This window comes from Pseudomonas sp. 2FE (assembly GCF_005503735.1).
GTDB lineage: Bacteria > Pseudomonadota > Gammaproteobacteria > Pseudomonadales > Pseudomonadaceae > Aquipseudomonas.
The window spans coordinates 978,483-995,073 of the sequence record NZ_SCMO01000001.1; the positions used below are offsets into that span (position 1 = coordinate 978,483).

Sequence of the window (16,591 nt, forward strand, 5' to 3'; positions counted from 1 at the left end):
CAGCCATGAACCTCTCGACGACCTTTATTCGCCGCCCGGTCGCGACCACGCTGCTGACCCTGGCGTTGCTGCTGGCCGGCTGGTTGTCGTTCGGCCTGTTGCCGGTGGCGCCGCTGCCGCAGGTGGATTTCCCGACCATCATGGTCAGCGCGGCGATGCCCGGGGCCAGTCCGGAGACCATGGCCTCTTCGGTGGCGACGCCGCTGGAGCGCGCGCTGGGGCGGATCTCCGGTATCAGCGAGATGACCTCGACCAGCTCGTTGGGCTCGACCACCATCGTCATTCAGTTCGAGCTGGAAAAGAACATCGAGGGGGCGGCGCGCGAAGTCCAGGCGGCGATCAACGCGGCCAGTAGCCTGTTGCCGAGCGGCATGCCGAGCAATCCGACTTACCGCAAGGCCAACCCCTCGGACATGCCGGTGATGGTGCTGACGCTGACGTCGGAGAGTTACAGCCGCGGTGAAATGTACGACCTGGCCTCGACCCTGTTATCGCCACGGCTGTCCCAGGTGAAGGGCATTGGCCAGGTCAGCATCGGCGGCAGCTCCTTGCCGGCGGTGCGCGTCGACCTTAACCCGGATGCCTTGAACCAGTTCGGCATCTCCCTCGACAGCGTGCGTACGGCCATCGCCAATACCAACTCGAACGGTCCCAAGGGCGCGATCGAGAGCGATGAGCGGCAGTGGCAGGTGGACGCCAACGACCAGTTGCGCAAAGCCAGCGACTACCTGCCGGTGATCGTTCACTACAACGCCGAAACCGGTGCCGCCGTGCGCCTGGGGGATATTGCCCAGGTCAGCAATGCGGTGGAGGACGTGCGCAACGCCGGTTTTTCCGGGAAGAGTCCGGCGGTGCTACTGATCGTCACCCGTCAGCCGGGCGCCAACATCATCGAGGCCACCGACGCCATCCACGCGCTGCTGCCGCAGTTGCAGGAGCTGCTCGGGCCGCAGGTCACACTCAAGGTCATGGACGACCGCAGCCCGAGCATCCGCGCCTCGCTGGAGGAGGCGGAGATCACCTTGCTGATCTCCGTGATGCTGGTGATCCTGGTGGTCTACCTGTTTCTGCGCAGCCCGCGCGCCACGCTGATTCCGGCCCTGGCGGTGCCGGTGTCGCTGGTCGGCACCTTCGCGGTGATGTACCTCTGCGACTTCTCGCTGAACAACCTGTCGCTGATGGCGCTGATAGTCGCCACCGGCTTCGTGGTCGACGATGCCATAGTGGTGGTCGAGAACATCGCCCGGCGGATCGAGGAGGGCGAGTCGCCGCTCGAAGCTTCGATCCATGGCGCCCGTGAAGTCGGCTTCACGGTGCTGTCGATGACCCTATCGCTGGTGGCGGTGTTTATCCCGATCCTGCTGATGGGCGGGATCATGGGCCGTTTGTTCCGCGAGTTCTCGGTGACGCTGTCGGCAGCGATCCTGGTGTCGCTGGTGGTGTCTTTGACGCTGACGCCGATGCTCTGCGCGCGCCTGCTGAAGTCGCACAAGAAGTCTTCAGTGCAGGCTCGGCCGCGCCAGCAGAGTCGCTTGTTCCAGAGCGTCATGCGGCGTTATCAGAGCAGCCTGGAGTGGGCGCTCAGCCATTCACGGCTGATGCTGGTGATCATGGCCGGCTGTATCGCGCTGAATCTCTACCTGTTCGCGGTGGTGCCCAAGGGCTTCCTGCCGGAGCAGGATTCCGGCCGGCTACGGGGTTTCGCGGTGGCCGACCAGAGCATTTCGTTCCAGGCGTTGCAGCAGAAGATGGAGGCTTTTCGCCACATCCTCGGCGAAGATCCGGCGGTAGCGAACGTCGTAGGTTTTGTCGGCGGTGGGCGCTGGCAATCGAGCAACACCGGTTCGTTCTTCGTCACCTTGAAACCCATAGGCGAACGTGACCCGGTCAATAGCGTGTTGGCGCGCCTACGGGTGAAGCTGGCGAAAATTCCCGGTGCGGCGCTCTATCTCAACGCCGGGCAGGATGTGCGCCTGGGTGGCCGCGATAGCCACGCCAGCAACCAGTTCACCCTGCGCAGCGATGACCTGAAACTGCTGCGTGAATGGGCGCCGAAAGTCGAGGCGGCGATGCGCGCCGTGCCACAGGTGCAGGACTTGAATAGCGACTCCCAGGACAAGGGCGTGCAAAGCCTGCTGGTGATCGACCGTGACCGCGCCGCCAGCCTCGGCGTGGACGTGGCGCTGGTGGATGAGGTGCTGAACAACTCCTTCGGCCAGCGGCAGATCGCCAACATCTACAACCCGCTGAACCAGTACCACGTGGTGATGGAAGTCGGCGCCCAGTACCAGCAGAGCCCGGAAATCCTCCGTCAGGTCTACGTCATCGGCAGTGCCGGGCAGCGCGTGCCGCTGGCCGAGTTCAGCCACTTCGAGCCGAGCACCGCGCCGCTGTCGGTCAACCACCAAGGGCAGTTCGCCGCCATTACCTTTTCCTTCAACCTGGCGCCGAAGGCGCTGATCGGCCCGACGCGGGATGCGATCATGGCGGCGTTGGCGCCCTTGCAACTGCCGCTGGATATCCAGGCCAGCTTCGAAGGCAACGCCGGCGCCGTGCAGCAGACGCAAGACAACATGCCCTGGCTGATCGTGCTGGCATTGGTCTCGGTGTACATCGTGCTCGGCATTCTCTATGAGAGCTATGTGCACCCACTGACCATCCTCTCGACGCTGCCGTCGGCGGGCGTCGGCGCGCTGTTGGCCTTGATCATCTGCCGCAGCGAGCTGACGTTGATCGCCCTGATCGGCATCATCCTGCTGATCGGCATCGTCAAGAAGAACGCCATCCTGATGATCGACTTCGCCCTGGAGGCCGAGCGCCGCCTGGGCCTGAGCCCCCGCGAGGCGATTCTCGAAGCCTGCGTCAAACGCTTCCGGCCCATCATGATGACCACCTTGGCGGCGCTGCTGGGCGCGCTGCCGCTGATATTCGGGGTCGGTGGCGATGCCGGGCTGCGCCGCCCCCTGGGGATCACCATAGTCGGCGGTTTGATCGCCAGCCAATTGCTCACGCTGTACACCACGCCCGTGGTCTACCTGTACCTCGATCGTCTGCGCCACTGGGTCAACCGCCGGCGTGGCGTGCGCACCGATGCCTCGTTGGAGAACCCGTTATGAGCCTGTATCCCCGCCGTCTTTCCCAGGCGTCGGCCTTAGTGCTGGCGATTGCCGCCGCGCTGGCGGGCTGTGCCGTCGGCCCGGACTATCTGCAGCCGAGTGTCGAAGTGCCGGCAAGCTTCAAGCAAGCCGAAGGCTGGCGCATCGCCGAGCCCAGCGATGCGCTGCAGCGTGGCGCCTGGTGGGCGCTGTATGGCGACCCGGTATTGGACGGTCTGCAACAGCGGCTGCAGCAATCCAACCAGACGCTGGCCCAGGCCGAGGCGCAATACCGGCAGGCGCAGGCCTTGGCGCGTGGCGCGCGGGCGGCGTTTTTCCCGAGTCTGTCGGCGAGCTTCGACAAGACCCGCTCGGGCCAGGGCGCCGGCGGCAGCACCGTGCGCCTGGCCGATGGCTCGACCGTCAACAGCGCCAGCGCCGGCGGGGTTTCCACCAGCTACCAAAGCAGCCTCGGGGTGAGTTGGGAGCTCGACCTGTGGGGCAAGCTGCGCCGGCAACTGGAGTCCGACAGCGCCAGTGCGCAGGCGAGCAAGGCGACCCTGGCCGCGACCAAACTCAGCCAGCAGTCGGAGCTGGCGCAGAGCTACCTGCAATTGCGCGTGCTGGATGCGCAGAAGCGCCTGCTCGATGCCACTGTCGAGGCTTACGCCCGCTCGCTCAAACTCACCGAGAACCAATACCGCGCCGGGATAGTTACCAAGGCCGATGTCGCCCAGGCACGCACCCAGCTGAAAAGCACCCAGGCCCAGGCCATCGACCTGAAGTACCAGCGCGCCCAGTTGGAACATGCGCTTGCCGTGCTGGTGGGCGTGCCGCCGGCGGAATTCAGCCTGGCGGCGCTGGACGGCTTGCCCAGCCTGCCGGAGATCCCCGTAACCCTGCCGTCGCAACTGCTGCAACGGCGCCCGGACATTGCCGCCGCCGAGCGCGAGGTGATTGCGGCCAACGCCTTGATCGGCGTGAACAAGGCCGCCTATTACCCGGACCTGACCCTGACCGCGGCCGGTGGTTACCGCAATGACAGCCTCAACCAGTTGCTCACGGTGCCGAACCGCTATTGGTCGATCGGCCCGGGATTTGCCATGACCCTGTTCGACGGTGGGCTGATCCGCTCGCGCGTGGAGCAGGCCGAGGCCAGCTACGATGCCACAGTCGCCAGTTACCGGCAGACCGTGCTGAGCGGCTTTCGCGAGGTCGAAGACTACCTGGTGCAACTCGACGTGCTGGCGGAGGAGAGCGGGGTACAGCAGGAGGCCCTGGATTCGGCGCGTGAGTCGCTGCGGCTGATCAACAACCAGTACAAGGCCGGCACCATCGATTACCTGAATGTGGTCACGGTGCAGACCACCGCGCTGGCCAACGAACGCAGCGTCCTGACCCTGTTCGGCAGCCGCCTGACCGCCAGTGTGCAGTTGATCGCGGCCTTGGGGGGCGGCTGGCAGATCGAGCAACTCACGCAACCCGACGCGGCCGATTAAACGCCAGCCTTGTAGGCTGGGCTCGTAGGTGTTGCACAGGCTGATCGGGTGAGGGAGGCTGCGGATTGGCGTCCTGTGTTCCCCTCACCACAATCCTTGTTAGTAGGCGCCCATATAGTCGCGCTTACCCACTTCAACACCGTTGTGACGCAGGATTGCGTAGGTGCTGCTGACGTGAAAGAAGAACTGCGGCAGGCCATAGCTCAACAAGTAGGCCTGCCCAGTGAATTTCTTCTCCTTCGGCGTACCCGGGCGGGTAACGATCTCACGCGCTTCGTTGCCGTCGATCTGGGCGGGGCTGAAGCCGTCGACAAAAGCCAGGGTCTTGCTGAGCAGGGCTTGCAGATCGGCGAAAGTTTGCTCGTTGTCTTCGTACTTGGGCACCTCTACACCCGCCAGACGGGCCGATACGCCACGGGCGAAATCAGCCGCGATCTGCACTTGGCGGGTCAACGGAAACATGTCTGGGAACAAGCGTGCTTGCAGCAGGGCATTGGGTTCGATGCTCTTTGCCGTAGCGTGAGCTTCGGCCTTAACCAAAATGCCGCTCAAGCTGTTGAGCATCTGCTTGAACACTGGAATGGATGCGGCGTACAGGGAAATGGTCATGGAGCTCTCCGGGATTGAATGTGGGCGGGATTATAACGATTACGCGAATCAGGGCCTGGCCGTGTTCGTGTAGCACGGGGGAAGTGAGCATTTTTTGCAGCCGCAAGGTCAGCCTGACCACGTCCGCGAGCCACCTGAGCGGCTCAAAACGACCCATTTCGGACAGTCAAAGGTGTCTACGAAACACGGGGCGATTCAAGCTCCAGAAAACCGTTGCAACTGCATTTCCCGCAGGCGGCTCAGAGTGCGGCGGAACGGAAAAGACAGGTAGCCCTGGGTATACAGCTCCTCCAGCGGCACCTGCGCCTCCAGATAGAGCGGAACCCTGCGGTCGTAGCATTCATCCACCAGCGCAATGAAACGCCGCACGCTATCGTCATGCACGGACAGTTCGGGTAGCTGACGATCACCGGCAATCACCCGCTCTACGCCATCTTCAGTACCGCGGGCAATCTTGGCCGCTCTTTGCCGGCCACTCAGATTGGGTACCTCGCTCAGCAAGATGGCCGAGAAGCGATCGCACAAGGCAATGAAATCCAAGGCAGAGAGTGGCTGCTCGCACAGGTCGGTATAGTGACACCAGATCACTTTTTCGCTGTGCTGCACCACTGAAATGGGCCGATGCCCCAGTACGATGGGTTCGCTAGAGGTCGGCTTGCCAGCCATCAACCGGCGGAACACCTCGTTCATGACACAGGGTTGACCTGGATAGGCGACCCAATAACGCTGATGCTCTGCGCCCGGATGCAGGCGGTGATCCTGTCCGCCATCTACGCCAACAACCTGCATATAACAATTGATGGCTGCAATGGCCGGCTGAAAACGCTGCCGATTGAAACCATCGGCATACAGGTGTTCCGGCGGCTGGTTGGACGTGGCAACCAGCACCACCCCCTGCTCGAACATCACCTGCAGCAGCCGCCCCAGGATGATGGCGTCGCCAATGTCACTGACAAACAACTCGTCAAAACACAGCACCCTGACCTCTTTACTCAGCTCGCGGGCCAGTGCCTGCAAGGGATCCGCGGTGCCGGTCAATTGAAACAGGCGCATGTGCACCCAGCGCATGAAGTGATGAAAATGCTGCCGCCGGGCCGGAACGCGAAGGCTCTGATGAAACCGATCCATCAGCCAGGTCTTGCCGCGCCCGACCGGTCCCCAGAGATAAACCCCGGTCACCGGCTTCGCTCGGTTGCCTTCCTGATGCAAGGCCTGATGGCAGCTTTGCAGCGACCTCGCTGCCTGCCATTGAGCCTCATCCGACTCGAAGCCATCCTGGTCAATGGCCTGCTGATAGGCAGCCAGGGGGGACACGACATTCATAATGAAAAGTAACCGCTCAATAAACCCCAGCTGTTGATAGCGGGGGGGGGGTGTTTCACAGTGCCGCGGCTGGCTTGCAACTCCACGGCAGTAGCGCCTCTTAGTCCTCTAGCAAACCCGCCACAGCAACGCGGGCCTACTACTGCGCTGCCATTATCTTGCGATAGCGGCGCCGATATTCCTCGTATGTCAGGGACTTGCGATCGAGTAGCGGGATGCGCTTGTCACGCGACAGGAGCAGTGTAAAGCCTTCAAGGCGGTTTCTCAGCACGCCAACGAGTCCCTGCATTGTAAAAACTCGTACTACAGCCACGAGGCAATATTCGGTTTAACGCACCGCGCTATCAGCCTTTCGGCCTTCTGGAATCGACCCAGGCTGGGTGAGTAAACATTCCGAGCCTGTTTCTAACGCCGGATAATCGAGTGCAGTAGTTCTCTCGCGGCCTGGGCCAGAAGCAGTCCTTCTGGAGGGTCTACGAAACTCGGGGCTATTGATTAATCCTGCATCAGCACATCGATGATTGGACAGCTCGCGCCACCACCATCATCACCGGCACCGGCACCGGCACCGGCACCGGCACCGGCACCGGCACCGGCATCGCATTGCTGCACCAGACCGGCCAGCACTTTCTGCATAGCGGCAAGGTCGGCGATCTTCTGTTCGATCAGCACCAGCTTGCGGGCCGCCAATGCCTGCGTCTCGGCGCACGCGCAGCCCGCGTCCAAGCGCAGCAACCCACCGACTTCGGACAGCGTGAAGCCAAGCGCCTGTGCCCGCTTGATGAAGCGCAGCCGCTTCGCCTGTTCCGCCGCGTAGCGCCGCTGCCCGCCCGGCGGCTTGGCCGGTTCATCCAGCAGGCCGCGCCGCTGGTAATAGCGGATGGTCTCGACGTTCACCCCAGCGGCAGCCGCCAGCTTGCCGATGGTCAGTTCTCCGGCCATCACATTCTCCTTGATTCCGTACTTAGGTACTGGATTTAGAATAACACTTGGTAAACAGGTTCAAGGAGACAGGCATGGCGCAACTCACCGCAAAAGGCTCGCTAATCGCGGGCGTGCTGGCCGCCATTGGTGCGTCGCTGTGTTGTGTCGGGCCGCTGGTCCTGTTGGCGTTCGGCATCGGCGGTGTTTGGGTCGGCAACCTGACGGCGATGGAGCCGTACCGGCCCATCTTCATTGGACTGACGCTGCTGTTTCTCGGCTTGGCCTGGCGCAAGCTCTACTTGATTCCGCAAGTCTGCGCAGCGGGTACGCCTTGCACTGACCCTCGCCCCCTCAAGCGGCTGCGGTTCACGTTCTGGCTGGTCACTGCACTGTTGCTCGTCCTGTTGGCTGTACCGTGGTTCGCCCCATTGTTCTACTGAAAGGAGATCGCCATGCGCAAATTGCTGATTGCCGCACTCGTTGCCGTACCCTTCGCAGCGCTGGCCGCCCCACCGAAAACCGTCACGCTCGACGTAAAGAACATGACGTGCGAACTCTGTCCGATAACGGTTAAGAAATCACTGGAAAAGGTGCCCGGTGTGAACGCCGTCGAGGTCGATTTCGACAAGAAAACCGCCACTGTGACCTTCGACCCCGACCAGGCCCAGCCCGAGGCGCTAACCAAGGCGACCACGAACGCGGGCTATCCCTCCGCCGTGCAGAAGTGACGCCACGATGAGCGCTATCGTTCTTGAATCCGTGCTGACCTGCCCGCATTGCGGCTTCGCCAAGCAGGAACGCATGCCCACGGTTGCTTGCCAGTTCTTCTACGAGTGCAGCAACTGCAAGGCCCTGCTGCGCCCGAATCGCGGTGACTGCTGCGTGTTCTGTTCGTTCGGCTCGGTGAAGTGCCCGCCAATTCAGGCGCAGCGCGGGTGTTGCGGGTAATGGCCGTTCAAATGAGAAAGTATAAAGTTGCGCTCAGCAAATGCATGCAAGTTGACCGGCTGTTTCTGGCCGATTGCGTAGTGATCGAAACAGGGTCAGGCCGCCGGCGTCGGCATCGAACAGGCAGCCGGAATTGGCCTGGACTTTAAGGGTTGGAATCTCATCTTTGCAGTTCCGGACAGCATCGACGTGCAAAGCGAAGTGGCAAAGGAATTTGCTTCACCATGCATCTGCCGGTAAACCCGCCACAGGAAAGCGTGTGACCGCTGAAGCCAACGCACGCTGAACTTGTCATAAGATCAATTATGCGAAGTGTCAACCGACTCTGCGGCTTGACGCCGACAGTCTACGCACTTCGCATAATCGAAGCGTTACGTTCAGTCGTGTCCGGACACTAGCGACAGCTCCGGGCGCGATTTAATGTAACGCCCATTATGCGCAAGCTTGCTCCCCTCGATATTCCGCCCCAGCTCATCCGTGATGCACAGCTCTACGCGCCTTCCAGGGACGCCCTGGACGCTGTTTGCCACGTTTTGTCGGATTACCCTCGACTGGTTGCAGAAACGCGCCAATTGCGCAGCAGGGTTGCCCAGCTCGATCGAGAGGGCGCCGACCTCGATTCCCGTCTGGAAGCCTTGCATGCCGCCTGCCGGGGAATCCTCGATCTTTGACCACCCCCTTCACTGTTCAACCCGGGGTAGCCCTTGGGCGCAGGGGCTCGCCCCTGATCCAGCGCAGCGAGGATGCCTCTAAGCGTGCGAATACGGCATCACGCTGTTTGGGGTAGCGCAGCGAGGGGGCACCCCTACCAAGTCGCACGAATGTGCAGCGAAGGTGCCTCTTGATCGCTCTGGTCTCCTCGGTGGTAACCATCCCGACTAACCGGCTTTTTGCTTTCTCGTTTTCCGCGAAAACGGGTGGGGGTGCTGTTACACCCCCACTTTATTATGGTTATCCGGAATTCCGGCCATCACTCCGCATCAATCGTGATCGTCCCGTCATGGCTGACTCGCGCGTAAGGTATTGATTTTTCTAGTATTCGATGCAAAAGCTTCGGGTCATCCAGCGGCCTGTGCCCGTTCTTCATCAGTATGTTGTTGATTTCTATCGACTTTTTCCTAAGTAACTCTTGCTCGTCCTTGGTTAGACGTAGCTGCATACCGGCGCTCTCTTGGTCCATGGGTCTGATCTCCTGATTTTAAACATGTCTGTCGAAATGTATTGACAGCGATTTGTCGACAAATACGCAATCGCCTGCAAATTGACATGGTGATTTGTTGACATGTTTATAGATTGGCTCACGGTTTCACAGGAACACAATCACGACCTCCCTGTCGTGTGCGACGTGTTTACGCTGACGATTGATGCCAATACGAACGAAGTCCTGAGCACTCGTCAGCCTAGATTCAAGCACGAAGCCAGCCACTCGACTTCCGTCACAATCCATGTCCAGGGCCGCAAAGTCCGCGTCGAGGGCAATCCGAGCAGAGTAGGGCGCCTTGATAACCTCTTTGGTTTCACCTCAATTGAGCAGTGCATATCCGTCTATAACGCGCTTTTGCGTGATTACGGGCTTCCGCCGTTCACCCGTTGCACTCGCGTTGATATCCGCCAGGGCGAGTCGGGCGCTAAGTCAGGTGATCGCATCGCCGATGGGGCCAAAATTGAACGAATCGACCTGACCACAAACGTTGCGATGGGTGAGGGCAATGTCCTTGCCTACCTGCGCGGCGTTTCCAGTCAGCGCATAGGTCACTCGATTGGCTTTCTTTACCCCAACGGCCGGACTGTCTCTTGGACACCCAAGGGCAACGGCAAAGGCGGGCGCCTCCAGTACCGCAAGGCTTACGACAAAGCCTTTGAGATGGATCAAAACATTCTCCCCAAAATCAAGCGCCTCTACGGCGAAGAATCTCCCGAATACGCGTATGTCCTGCGCGTTCGGAACTACTGCGCTGAGCACGGCGTGGTGCGCATGGAACAAGAACTCAAAAGCGAGTTTTTGCAGCGCGAAGCCCTTTGCTACTGGGGCCTATTTGATGAAAGGCGTTTAGCCGAACTCCACGACGAGTTTCTAAAAATCGACGAGAAATTGAAGGTGACAGCGATGGATATCGTGAGCATCAGCGGGCAGTTAATTGCCGAGGGCGTCTGTGATACGACCCGTTCCGCCATGACCACGGCGGGCTATGCACTGCTTTGGATGTCGGGCGCTCCAATCGACTTTTCTAAGTCTCAGGTGAACACCCATGCTGCTCGCCTCAACCGCATTGGTATCAACATCCGCAACGCCTGCGACACCAGCCGTTTTGCTCCGGTGTTTGTCCGTCAGTGCCGTGAAATCAACAAATCGGCCCTGCTCGTGCCGCTCTGGTATCAGCGCCCGAACCACCTCCAGCAGGTGGCGGCATGATCATCCTCGACCGCGTGTTTTGCGACCTGTGCGAGACGCCCATGGGTCAGTTGATGGCCCAGTCTGCGCAATCGCCCGACCTGATTTCCGACCAGTCTCGCCCTCCTGAATTCGCCGTTTGCCCGGACTGCCTGGACGCTGCTTGTGCCGAGGTGGCCGCATGAAGTCCATGGCCATTTTCTCGTTCTGGCTCTGTGTTCACGTGGCGTTCTCCTTACTGCTTGGTCATCTGGCTCGGCAGGTTGTCGAGTTCTGCACGATCTACCCGCTCGAGGGTACTTTTGGCGTCGTCGCATCGTCCATTGCAGCTCTTTTTATTCTTGCGCGGGCGGCTTTGTCATGGGGCTGAAAACCGTCAGTTTCCAGGGCGCTCAGCTCAGCGCTGGTCAGCGTCGCCAGCTCGCCTTCCAGCAGCAGACCCGCGCCGCCTTTCTCAATCCCATCTTGGCCGAAACGGTCGAACAAACCATTGCAGCCGTGGAGGCCCGGAAAGAGCAGGGCGTCAAGCCTGAGCGCATTTGGTTTGTCGATCGCCAGGAAACGGGCACCGCCTGCGTCGCCGAATGGATGGGCTACTGAATCCGCCCACAAGGGCAAAACCACGGCCAGCCGCCGCGCTGAGCTGCCACAACGCAAGAGGGCAACACCATGAGCATGACCATCAAAGTTGAAACAACCGGCCAGTTCCGTTCGGGTACTGCCGCCAAGTCCGGCAAGCCGTACTTCATGTGCGAGGCGTTCGCGCACCTGCCGGGCGTGCCTTACCCGCAAAAATTCAGTTACTACGCGGCCGCTCAGACCGAGGTTTTGCCGGTCGGCCTGTACGAGTGCGACGTCATGGCCAGCATCAAAGACGACCGCATCAACTTTGACGTCGATCCTCGCCAGGGCCGCCGCATTAGCAATGCCACTGTCGCTCAACCGCTCAAGGCTGCGGCGCAGTAATGCTCCCTCTGTGCGTTCACCTCGACCAAGCCACCAACGCGCTCATAGCGGCGGGTGAGTTCACTGGCGAATGCACGGGTTATGTACTCATGACTCCGGCCGATTGGGCTGGCTCCATGACGGTAGCGCAACTGTTCGCCTTCCCTGATCCATTGGCGTTTGCGGCTGCGTTTACCGCTTCCTTCGGCGTTGTCACTGGCTGCGCCGTCGTAGCTCACGCAATCGGCTCTGTGGCCGGTTTCTTCGATCCCAAAAACGATATACAGGAACTCTGACCATGCAAAAACTCAACGCTCTGACTGCTGCTGTTCGCCGCGTTATACCTTCCTTTTCGACTCTGGCCGCTGCTGGTTTCGGCACCCTGGCGCTCTCCACTGGCGCCAGTGCTGCTGACCTCGACTTGACCACCATGATCGCCACCGTTTCCGGTGCTGCCGTTATCGCCGCGTTCCTGGGCATGGGCATCGTGAAGCTGGGCCCGAACTTCGCCCGCTGGGCAATCAACAAGGTCGCCAGCTTCTTCTGAGGCCGGTTTTCAACGCTCTATCAGAGGCCTACGGGCCTCTTTCCGTTTCAGGGGTGAGGAAAATGATATGGATCGTATTCGCCGCGTTTCTCGGGCTCGTCTGTGGTGGTGTGGGCTGCTATGCGTTTTATCAGTAGCCGCGGCCGAGGCCGCCACCCGTAAGTACCCGGCGCAACCGCCTGCCGGCGACATTATTAAATACGGTTCCAGTGGCAACACCTATTTTCCGAACGGTGCTGCTGCCTATGTTGGGCAGGAATACATTGACCAGCATATGGCCGGGAATCGTTTTAAGGCCGGTGATGCTCCGCCTTCGGGTAGCGGGTCAAGTCAGACGCAAAAAGTCCCGGTCAAATCGGCGGTTAAGGTCAGTCCGGTAAAGGCCGCGAAAGCTGCTGCCGGGATTATGCGCGCCACTGTTGCCGGTATGGCGGTTATGGCGGCTCAAGCGGCGGTGATATGGGCCGTTGATCAGATACCTGATTTTGATTCCGATGGTTATAAGATTCAGAAGAAGGCTAATGTTCCCGTTGATTGTACTTCTGGCGGGGTTTCCTGTTGGAAGGCATCCCCTCTTACTCAGCCATTTCCAAGTGCCGAGTCAGCTTGTCAAGCCTGGTTTGGCACTAAACCAACTCTAACTTATACGTCTACTTACATATATAACAATGCCACGCTTGCTATCTGTTATGGAAAGACCAGTGCAACTTCGAACCCTGTTGGTTATGGCTTGGCTCAGAAGATCGGTACTTGTGCCTCACCTAATGTTCTCGATGGTGGTAATTGCTTTACACCTGCAATGACCGATCTCGCCGATGCCGATTATCAAACTCTTGAAAGTGCGTTGGCCCAGGTCACTAATAGCGAATGGCTGCGTGATTTGATCAAGGCAAGTTGTGAGGGGTCGCTTAGTCCTGGTCGTTGCTACGAAGATATGGTCGATCAGCGCAAACAGCTTGGACCAGCGATGCAGATGGGGCCTAAATCTTCGACCACGACTACCACCACCGGCCCGGATGGTATGACCTCGGGTACTACGACCACGACGCAGAATAGATACGACTACACCTACGGTGACACCTTCTACGACTTCACCACCACGACCACCACGCAGACCACAAAGGACGGTCAAACCACCACGACTGAAACCACTGATGCTCAGCCGGCCGGTGAGGAGCCCGCTGCCGAGGAGCCGCCCCCCGAAGAAGAGCCAGCACCCTGTTCTGCTAACTGTGACGGCCCTGCATATGTCGATCAGTACACACCGACCGATAAGACCAAGGAACAAGAGTTAGATAGTTATTCATCCCGTTTTTCCAATATCCCGATTATGTCGGCGGCTGGTAACTTCTTTGCTGTGTCCGTTTCGGGTGGTAGTTGTCCTGTCTGGTCGTATCAAGGTCAGTTACAGGTCTATGCCTCTTCAATGCCGATTGACCTGGAATTTGATTTTCATTGTCTGCCGTGGTTTATCGTCCTGGGCCCTTGGATACAGGCGGTTATGGCTCTCGGCTGCACGTTCATTGCTATTAGGATTGCTCTCCTATGATCGCCACCATTGCTAATTGGTTTTCCGCGTTGTTTGCCTGGATCGCTCGGATATTTCAGTGGTTTACCGGCATGTTCAAAGACTTCATGGAGTTCGTTACGGATTTGCCGGTGGTGATCCTTAACGGCATTCTTGATGGCGCGATCTATGTGCTCAGCATGATTCCGGTTCCCGGTTTCATGGCCGGTGGCGGTTTGCAGTCGTTGTTTAACGGTCTGCCGGCTGACGTTTTGTACTTCGTCAATTTCTTCGGCATCCATATCGGCCTGGGCATCATCGGTGCCGGGGTGGTCTTTCGTCTGACGCGCAAGGGTCTAACCCTTGGCCAGTGGTAAGGGGGCTCTATGATCTTTGGTAATGAAGGCCTGCCGCGCTCGGGTAAGTCGGCCGATTCGATGAATCACATCGTTGATTCGATGCGTCACGGCCGCACGGTGGTGACCAATATTCACGGCATCAACCACAAGGCGATCTCTGAGTATTTGGCGATCCCGCTGCCGACCATCCAGCGTCTGCTGGTCTGCCTGGAAGCGCCCAAGGATCTCGATGAGGATCAGGTGGTCGAGTGGACAAAAGCGCAGTTCCTGAAAAACGCCGTCAATGACTGCCTGTGGATCTGGGACGAGATCAACCAGTTTTGGCCGGTGGATCGGCAGCCATTAGCGGCTGAGTGGGCCAAGTTCGTGACCGAGCATGGCCACCTGGGCATTGATATTTTGATCATGGGCCAGGATCTGCAGGAGCTGCACACCACCTGGCGGCGGCGTCTCCAGCGCTACACGCGTTTTACCAAGCTCGACATGATGGGCAAAGAAAACGAATACCACTGGGCGTCCTATAACAACTGCGGGCGGAACAAATTCAAGAAAACCGCCGAGGGCAAGAAGCCCTACAACGCGGATTTTTTCGGCTTCTACAAGTCCCACGACGATGCCACTTCGAACAAGGGTAATTACAAAGACAAGCGCTTTTCCATCTTCCAGGGTAAACACAAGTTCTATGCCGCGCTCTACGGTGGCGCCTTGCTCGTCGCTGTTTGGTATCTGGTCGATTTTTGGAACGGTGGCGCGCTGGGTGCTGAGAAGAAGCCAGCAGGGGCAGGGCACACGCAAAGCCAGCCCGCCGCTAGTGCTCCTGCTGCCGAGCCCGTAGCCAAACCCGTCTATCAGTCTGCCAATGCCTCTCAGGAAGGCGCTGAGGAAGCCAAGGCGGAGCCGCCGATTGATTACTTGGATGAGTTCGCCACGAAGTACCAGCTCCGCCTGGGAGGCATTATCGACCGCGACAAGCCCGAGCCTGGAAAGCCGGCTTTTGAGTTCTTCCTCGACTTTTTAGATCCGGCTTATCGGATCAAAGAACGCATGCGCCGTGTCGATGTGGCGTCATTGGGCTGGGCAATTGAGCGCAAGCCGTTTGGTCTGGTGCTCACCAAGGAGGGAAAATCCTACGTCGCGCGGGCGTGGCCGCTGGACAACTTCGGCAAAGTCCCCAAGGAAACTATCGCAGCGATGAAGCCTGCGCCCTAGGTCGCCTGCGCTTGCGCAGCCGGCCTAGGGCGTGGGCGAGTCGCAATATTCAACCCTTGGTCAATTGCCGTTTTGTCACGCTGGCAGCCTCTACGTAGCCCTCAGCGTTCCTGATAATCTTCGTGCTTTCCAACGCGGAGCGTTTGGCATGTCCATGTATGACAGGGATTGGTATCGCGAGGAACGCCGCCAGCAGCGACAAGCTGAGCGAGAACGGCAAGCCCGTCCTGTAATTCAATCTCGATCGCTGAAGAAACGTAGTTACGAGCCGAGCTGGTGGCTCGTTTTGGCTGTCGCTGTCGTGGCTGGTCTGATCCTAGGCTTCGCATAATCGAAGCGTTACGTTCAGTCGTGTCCGGATACTAGCGACAGCTCCGGGCGCGATTTAATGTAACGCCCATTATGCGATGCCAACCCCTCGATATCCCGCCCCACCTCATCCGCGATGCACAGCTCTACGCGCCCTCCAGGGACGCCCTGGACGCTGTTTGCCACGTTTTGTCTGATTACCCTCGATTGGTCGCAGAAACGCGCCAATTGCGCAGCAGGGTCGCCCAGCTCGACCGTGAGGGTGCCGACTTCGATGCTCGTCTTGAGCAACTGCAACAGATCTGCCGGCAAATCCTCGACCTCTAAACCCCCCTCATCACTGTTGACTCGGAGCGCAGCGACCCCAGCGCAGACCTTGTGTCGCAGCGTCAGCCCGCAGGGGTGAGCTTTTGGGTAGCCCGGAGGGCGCAGGGTGGAACCCTGACCAAGCAGAGCCCGAAGGGGCGGCAGCGAAGGTGCAGCTAAGCGTGCGGTGCTTCGTTTTCGGTGATTGGGGTAGCCCGAAGGGCGAGGGGGAACCCCTGCCCAGCGAAGCGAAGGTGCAGTGCTCCCGAAGGGGTGCTTCTGCTTTCCCTGCGGCAGCAGGGTCCACCATCTCTAATGGTGGACTGTTGTCTAACGGTTAGATTTTTGCGCGCTTTCTGATCAGCTTATTTTGGCTCAAGCACAAGCACGCCGGAGTCGTTTACTTCGACGTAACTTGCTGATTTTTCAAGCATAAAGTGAGCTAGCTCACTGTCTCGGATAGGTTGCCTGCCTTGCTTTATCAGCAACTTATTGATTTCTATGCATTTTTTCCGCAAAAGCTCTTGCTCTGCGTTCGTCAATCTGAGAGTTGCGGGCATTGAGCCATCACCTTTCATCACCTTTCCTCAAAAAGTGTACGTGCATGCATGTTACTTGT

At 59.3% G+C, this 16,591-nt stretch carries 20 protein-coding genes; 15 read left to right on the plus strand and 5 right to left on the minus strand.

Features of this window, described 5'->3' with window-relative positions; all coding sequences use genetic code 11:
* The first annotated feature begins 5 nt into the window (after positions 1–5).
* Positions 6–3,116 (plus strand): multidrug efflux RND transporter permease subunit, encoded by a 3,111-nt coding sequence (locus FFS12_RS04530; protein ID WP_137885711.1) that lies wholly within the window; start codon positions 6–8, stop codon positions 3,114–3,116.
* A complete protein-coding gene (locus FFS12_RS04535; protein WP_137885712.1) occupies positions 3,113–4,594 on the plus strand; it encodes an efflux transporter outer membrane subunit in 1,482 nt (493 codons plus the stop codon). Before FFS12_RS04530 ends, FFS12_RS04535 begins: the two co-directional genes overlap by 4 nt.
* 99 nt (positions 4,595–4,693) lie before the next feature.
* Here FFS12_RS04535 and FFS12_RS04540 read toward each other — a convergent pair whose 3' ends face one another.
* From FFS12_RS04540 to FFS12_RS04550, 3 genes are all read right to left on the minus strand, one after another.
* Complete coding sequence (locus FFS12_RS04540; RefSeq protein ID WP_137885713.1) at positions 4,694–5,203, minus strand: DUF1993 family protein; 510 nt, start codon at positions 5,201–5,203, stop codon at positions 4,694–4,696.
* Positions 5,204–5,398: 195 nt separating this feature from the next.
* The gene (zapE, locus tag FFS12_RS04545) at positions 5,399–6,526 is read right to left on the minus strand and encodes a cell division protein ZapE (RefSeq protein ID WP_137885714.1); all 1,128 of its coding nucleotides are present in this window, start codon (positions 6,524–6,526) and stop codon (positions 5,399–5,401) included.
* A 495-nt stretch (positions 6,527–7,021) separates the two neighbouring features.
* Positions 7,022–7,468, minus strand: coding sequence for a MerR family transcriptional regulator (locus tag FFS12_RS04550; protein ID WP_137885715.1), 447 nt, complete (start codon positions 7,466–7,468; stop codon positions 7,022–7,024).
* Positions 7,469–7,542: 74 nt separating this feature from the next.
* On the opposite strand from FFS12_RS04550, the gene FFS12_RS04555 reads away from it, so the two are divergent.
* From FFS12_RS04555 to FFS12_RS04570, 4 genes are all read left to right on the plus strand, one after another.
* Positions 7,543–7,890 carry a mercuric transporter MerT family protein gene (locus FFS12_RS04555; protein WP_137885716.1) on the plus strand — a complete coding sequence of 116 codons (348 nt, stop codon included), beginning with the start codon at positions 7,543–7,545 and terminating at the stop codon, positions 7,888–7,890.
* Positions 7,891–7,902: 12 nt separating this feature from the next.
* Positions 7,903–8,178, plus strand: coding sequence for a mercury resistance system periplasmic binding protein MerP (merP, locus tag FFS12_RS04560; RefSeq protein ID WP_137885717.1), 276 nt, complete (start codon positions 7,903–7,905; stop codon positions 8,176–8,178).
* Positions 8,179–8,185: 7 nt separating this feature from the next.
* On the plus strand, positions 8,186–8,398 hold the full coding sequence (locus tag FFS12_RS04565; RefSeq protein WP_137885718.1) for a GDCCVxC domain-containing (seleno)protein: 213 nt from the start codon (positions 8,186–8,188) through the stop codon (positions 8,396–8,398).
* A gap of 434 nt (positions 8,399–8,832) precedes the next feature.
* Positions 8,833–9,069, plus strand: coding sequence for a hypothetical protein (locus FFS12_RS04570; protein WP_137885719.1), 237 nt, complete (start codon positions 8,833–8,835; stop codon positions 9,067–9,069).
* Between the two features lie 299 nt (positions 9,070–9,368).
* Here the strand turns inward: FFS12_RS04570 and FFS12_RS04575 are convergent, their stop codons facing one another.
* Complete coding sequence (locus FFS12_RS04575) at positions 9,369–9,578, minus strand: hypothetical protein (RefSeq protein ID WP_137885720.1); 210 nt, start codon at positions 9,576–9,578, stop codon at positions 9,369–9,371.
* A 102-nt stretch (positions 9,579–9,680) separates the two neighbouring features.
* On the opposite strand from FFS12_RS04575, the gene FFS12_RS04580 reads away from it, so the two are divergent.
* The 9 genes from FFS12_RS04580 (at position 9,681) to FFS12_RS04615 (ending at position 15,357) form a co-directional block, all read left to right on the plus strand.
* On the plus strand, positions 9,681–10,811 hold the full coding sequence (locus tag FFS12_RS04580; RefSeq protein ID WP_137885721.1) for a phage/plasmid replication protein: 1,131 nt from the start codon (positions 9,681–9,683) through the stop codon (positions 10,809–10,811).
* On the plus strand, positions 10,808–10,975 hold the full coding sequence (locus FFS12_RS19840) for a hypothetical protein (protein WP_171011808.1): 168 nt from the start codon (positions 10,808–10,810) through the stop codon (positions 10,973–10,975). The genes FFS12_RS04580 and FFS12_RS19840 overlap by 4 nt, the downstream gene beginning before the upstream one ends.
* Positions 10,972–11,160 carry a hypothetical protein gene (locus tag FFS12_RS04585; protein ID WP_137885722.1) on the plus strand — a complete coding sequence of 63 codons (189 nt, stop codon included), beginning with the start codon at positions 10,972–10,974 and terminating at the stop codon, positions 11,158–11,160. Before FFS12_RS19840 ends, FFS12_RS04585 begins: the two co-directional genes overlap by 4 nt.
* Positions 11,151–11,390 carry a hypothetical protein gene (locus FFS12_RS04590; protein ID WP_256657261.1) on the plus strand — a complete coding sequence of 80 codons (240 nt, stop codon included), beginning with the start codon at positions 11,151–11,153 and terminating at the stop codon, positions 11,388–11,390. The genes FFS12_RS04585 and FFS12_RS04590 overlap by 10 nt, the downstream gene beginning before the upstream one ends.
* 69 nt (positions 11,391–11,459) lie before the next feature.
* A complete protein-coding gene (locus tag FFS12_RS04595; RefSeq protein WP_137885723.1) occupies positions 11,460–11,756 on the plus strand; it encodes a propanediol utilization protein in 297 nt (98 codons plus the stop codon).
* Between the two features lie 277 nt (positions 11,757–12,033).
* Complete coding sequence (locus FFS12_RS04600; protein ID WP_137885724.1) at positions 12,034–12,282, plus strand: hypothetical protein; 249 nt, start codon at positions 12,034–12,036, stop codon at positions 12,280–12,282.
* A gap of 67 nt (positions 12,283–12,349) precedes the next feature.
* Entirely contained in the window at positions 12,350–13,831 is a 1,482-nt protein-coding gene (locus FFS12_RS04605; protein ID WP_137885725.1) for a hypothetical protein, read from the plus strand.
* Positions 13,828–14,166, plus strand: coding sequence for a DUF2523 family protein (locus tag FFS12_RS04610; RefSeq protein ID WP_218568957.1), 339 nt, complete (start codon positions 13,828–13,830; stop codon positions 14,164–14,166). Before FFS12_RS04605 ends, FFS12_RS04610 begins: the two co-directional genes overlap by 4 nt.
* Positions 14,167–14,175: 9 nt before the next feature.
* Positions 14,176–15,357: a zonular occludens toxin domain-containing protein gene (locus FFS12_RS04615; protein ID WP_137885726.1), complete on the plus strand. Its 1,182-nt coding sequence runs from the start codon at positions 14,176–14,178 to the stop codon at positions 15,355–15,357.
* Between the two features lie 980 nt (positions 15,358–16,337).
* Here the strand turns inward: FFS12_RS04615 and FFS12_RS04625 are convergent.
* Positions 16,338–16,550 carry a hypothetical protein gene (locus FFS12_RS04625; protein ID WP_256657262.1) on the minus strand — a complete coding sequence of 71 codons (213 nt, stop codon included), beginning with the start codon at positions 16,548–16,550 and terminating at the stop codon, positions 16,338–16,340.
* Positions 16,551–16,591: the final 41 nt, after the last annotated feature.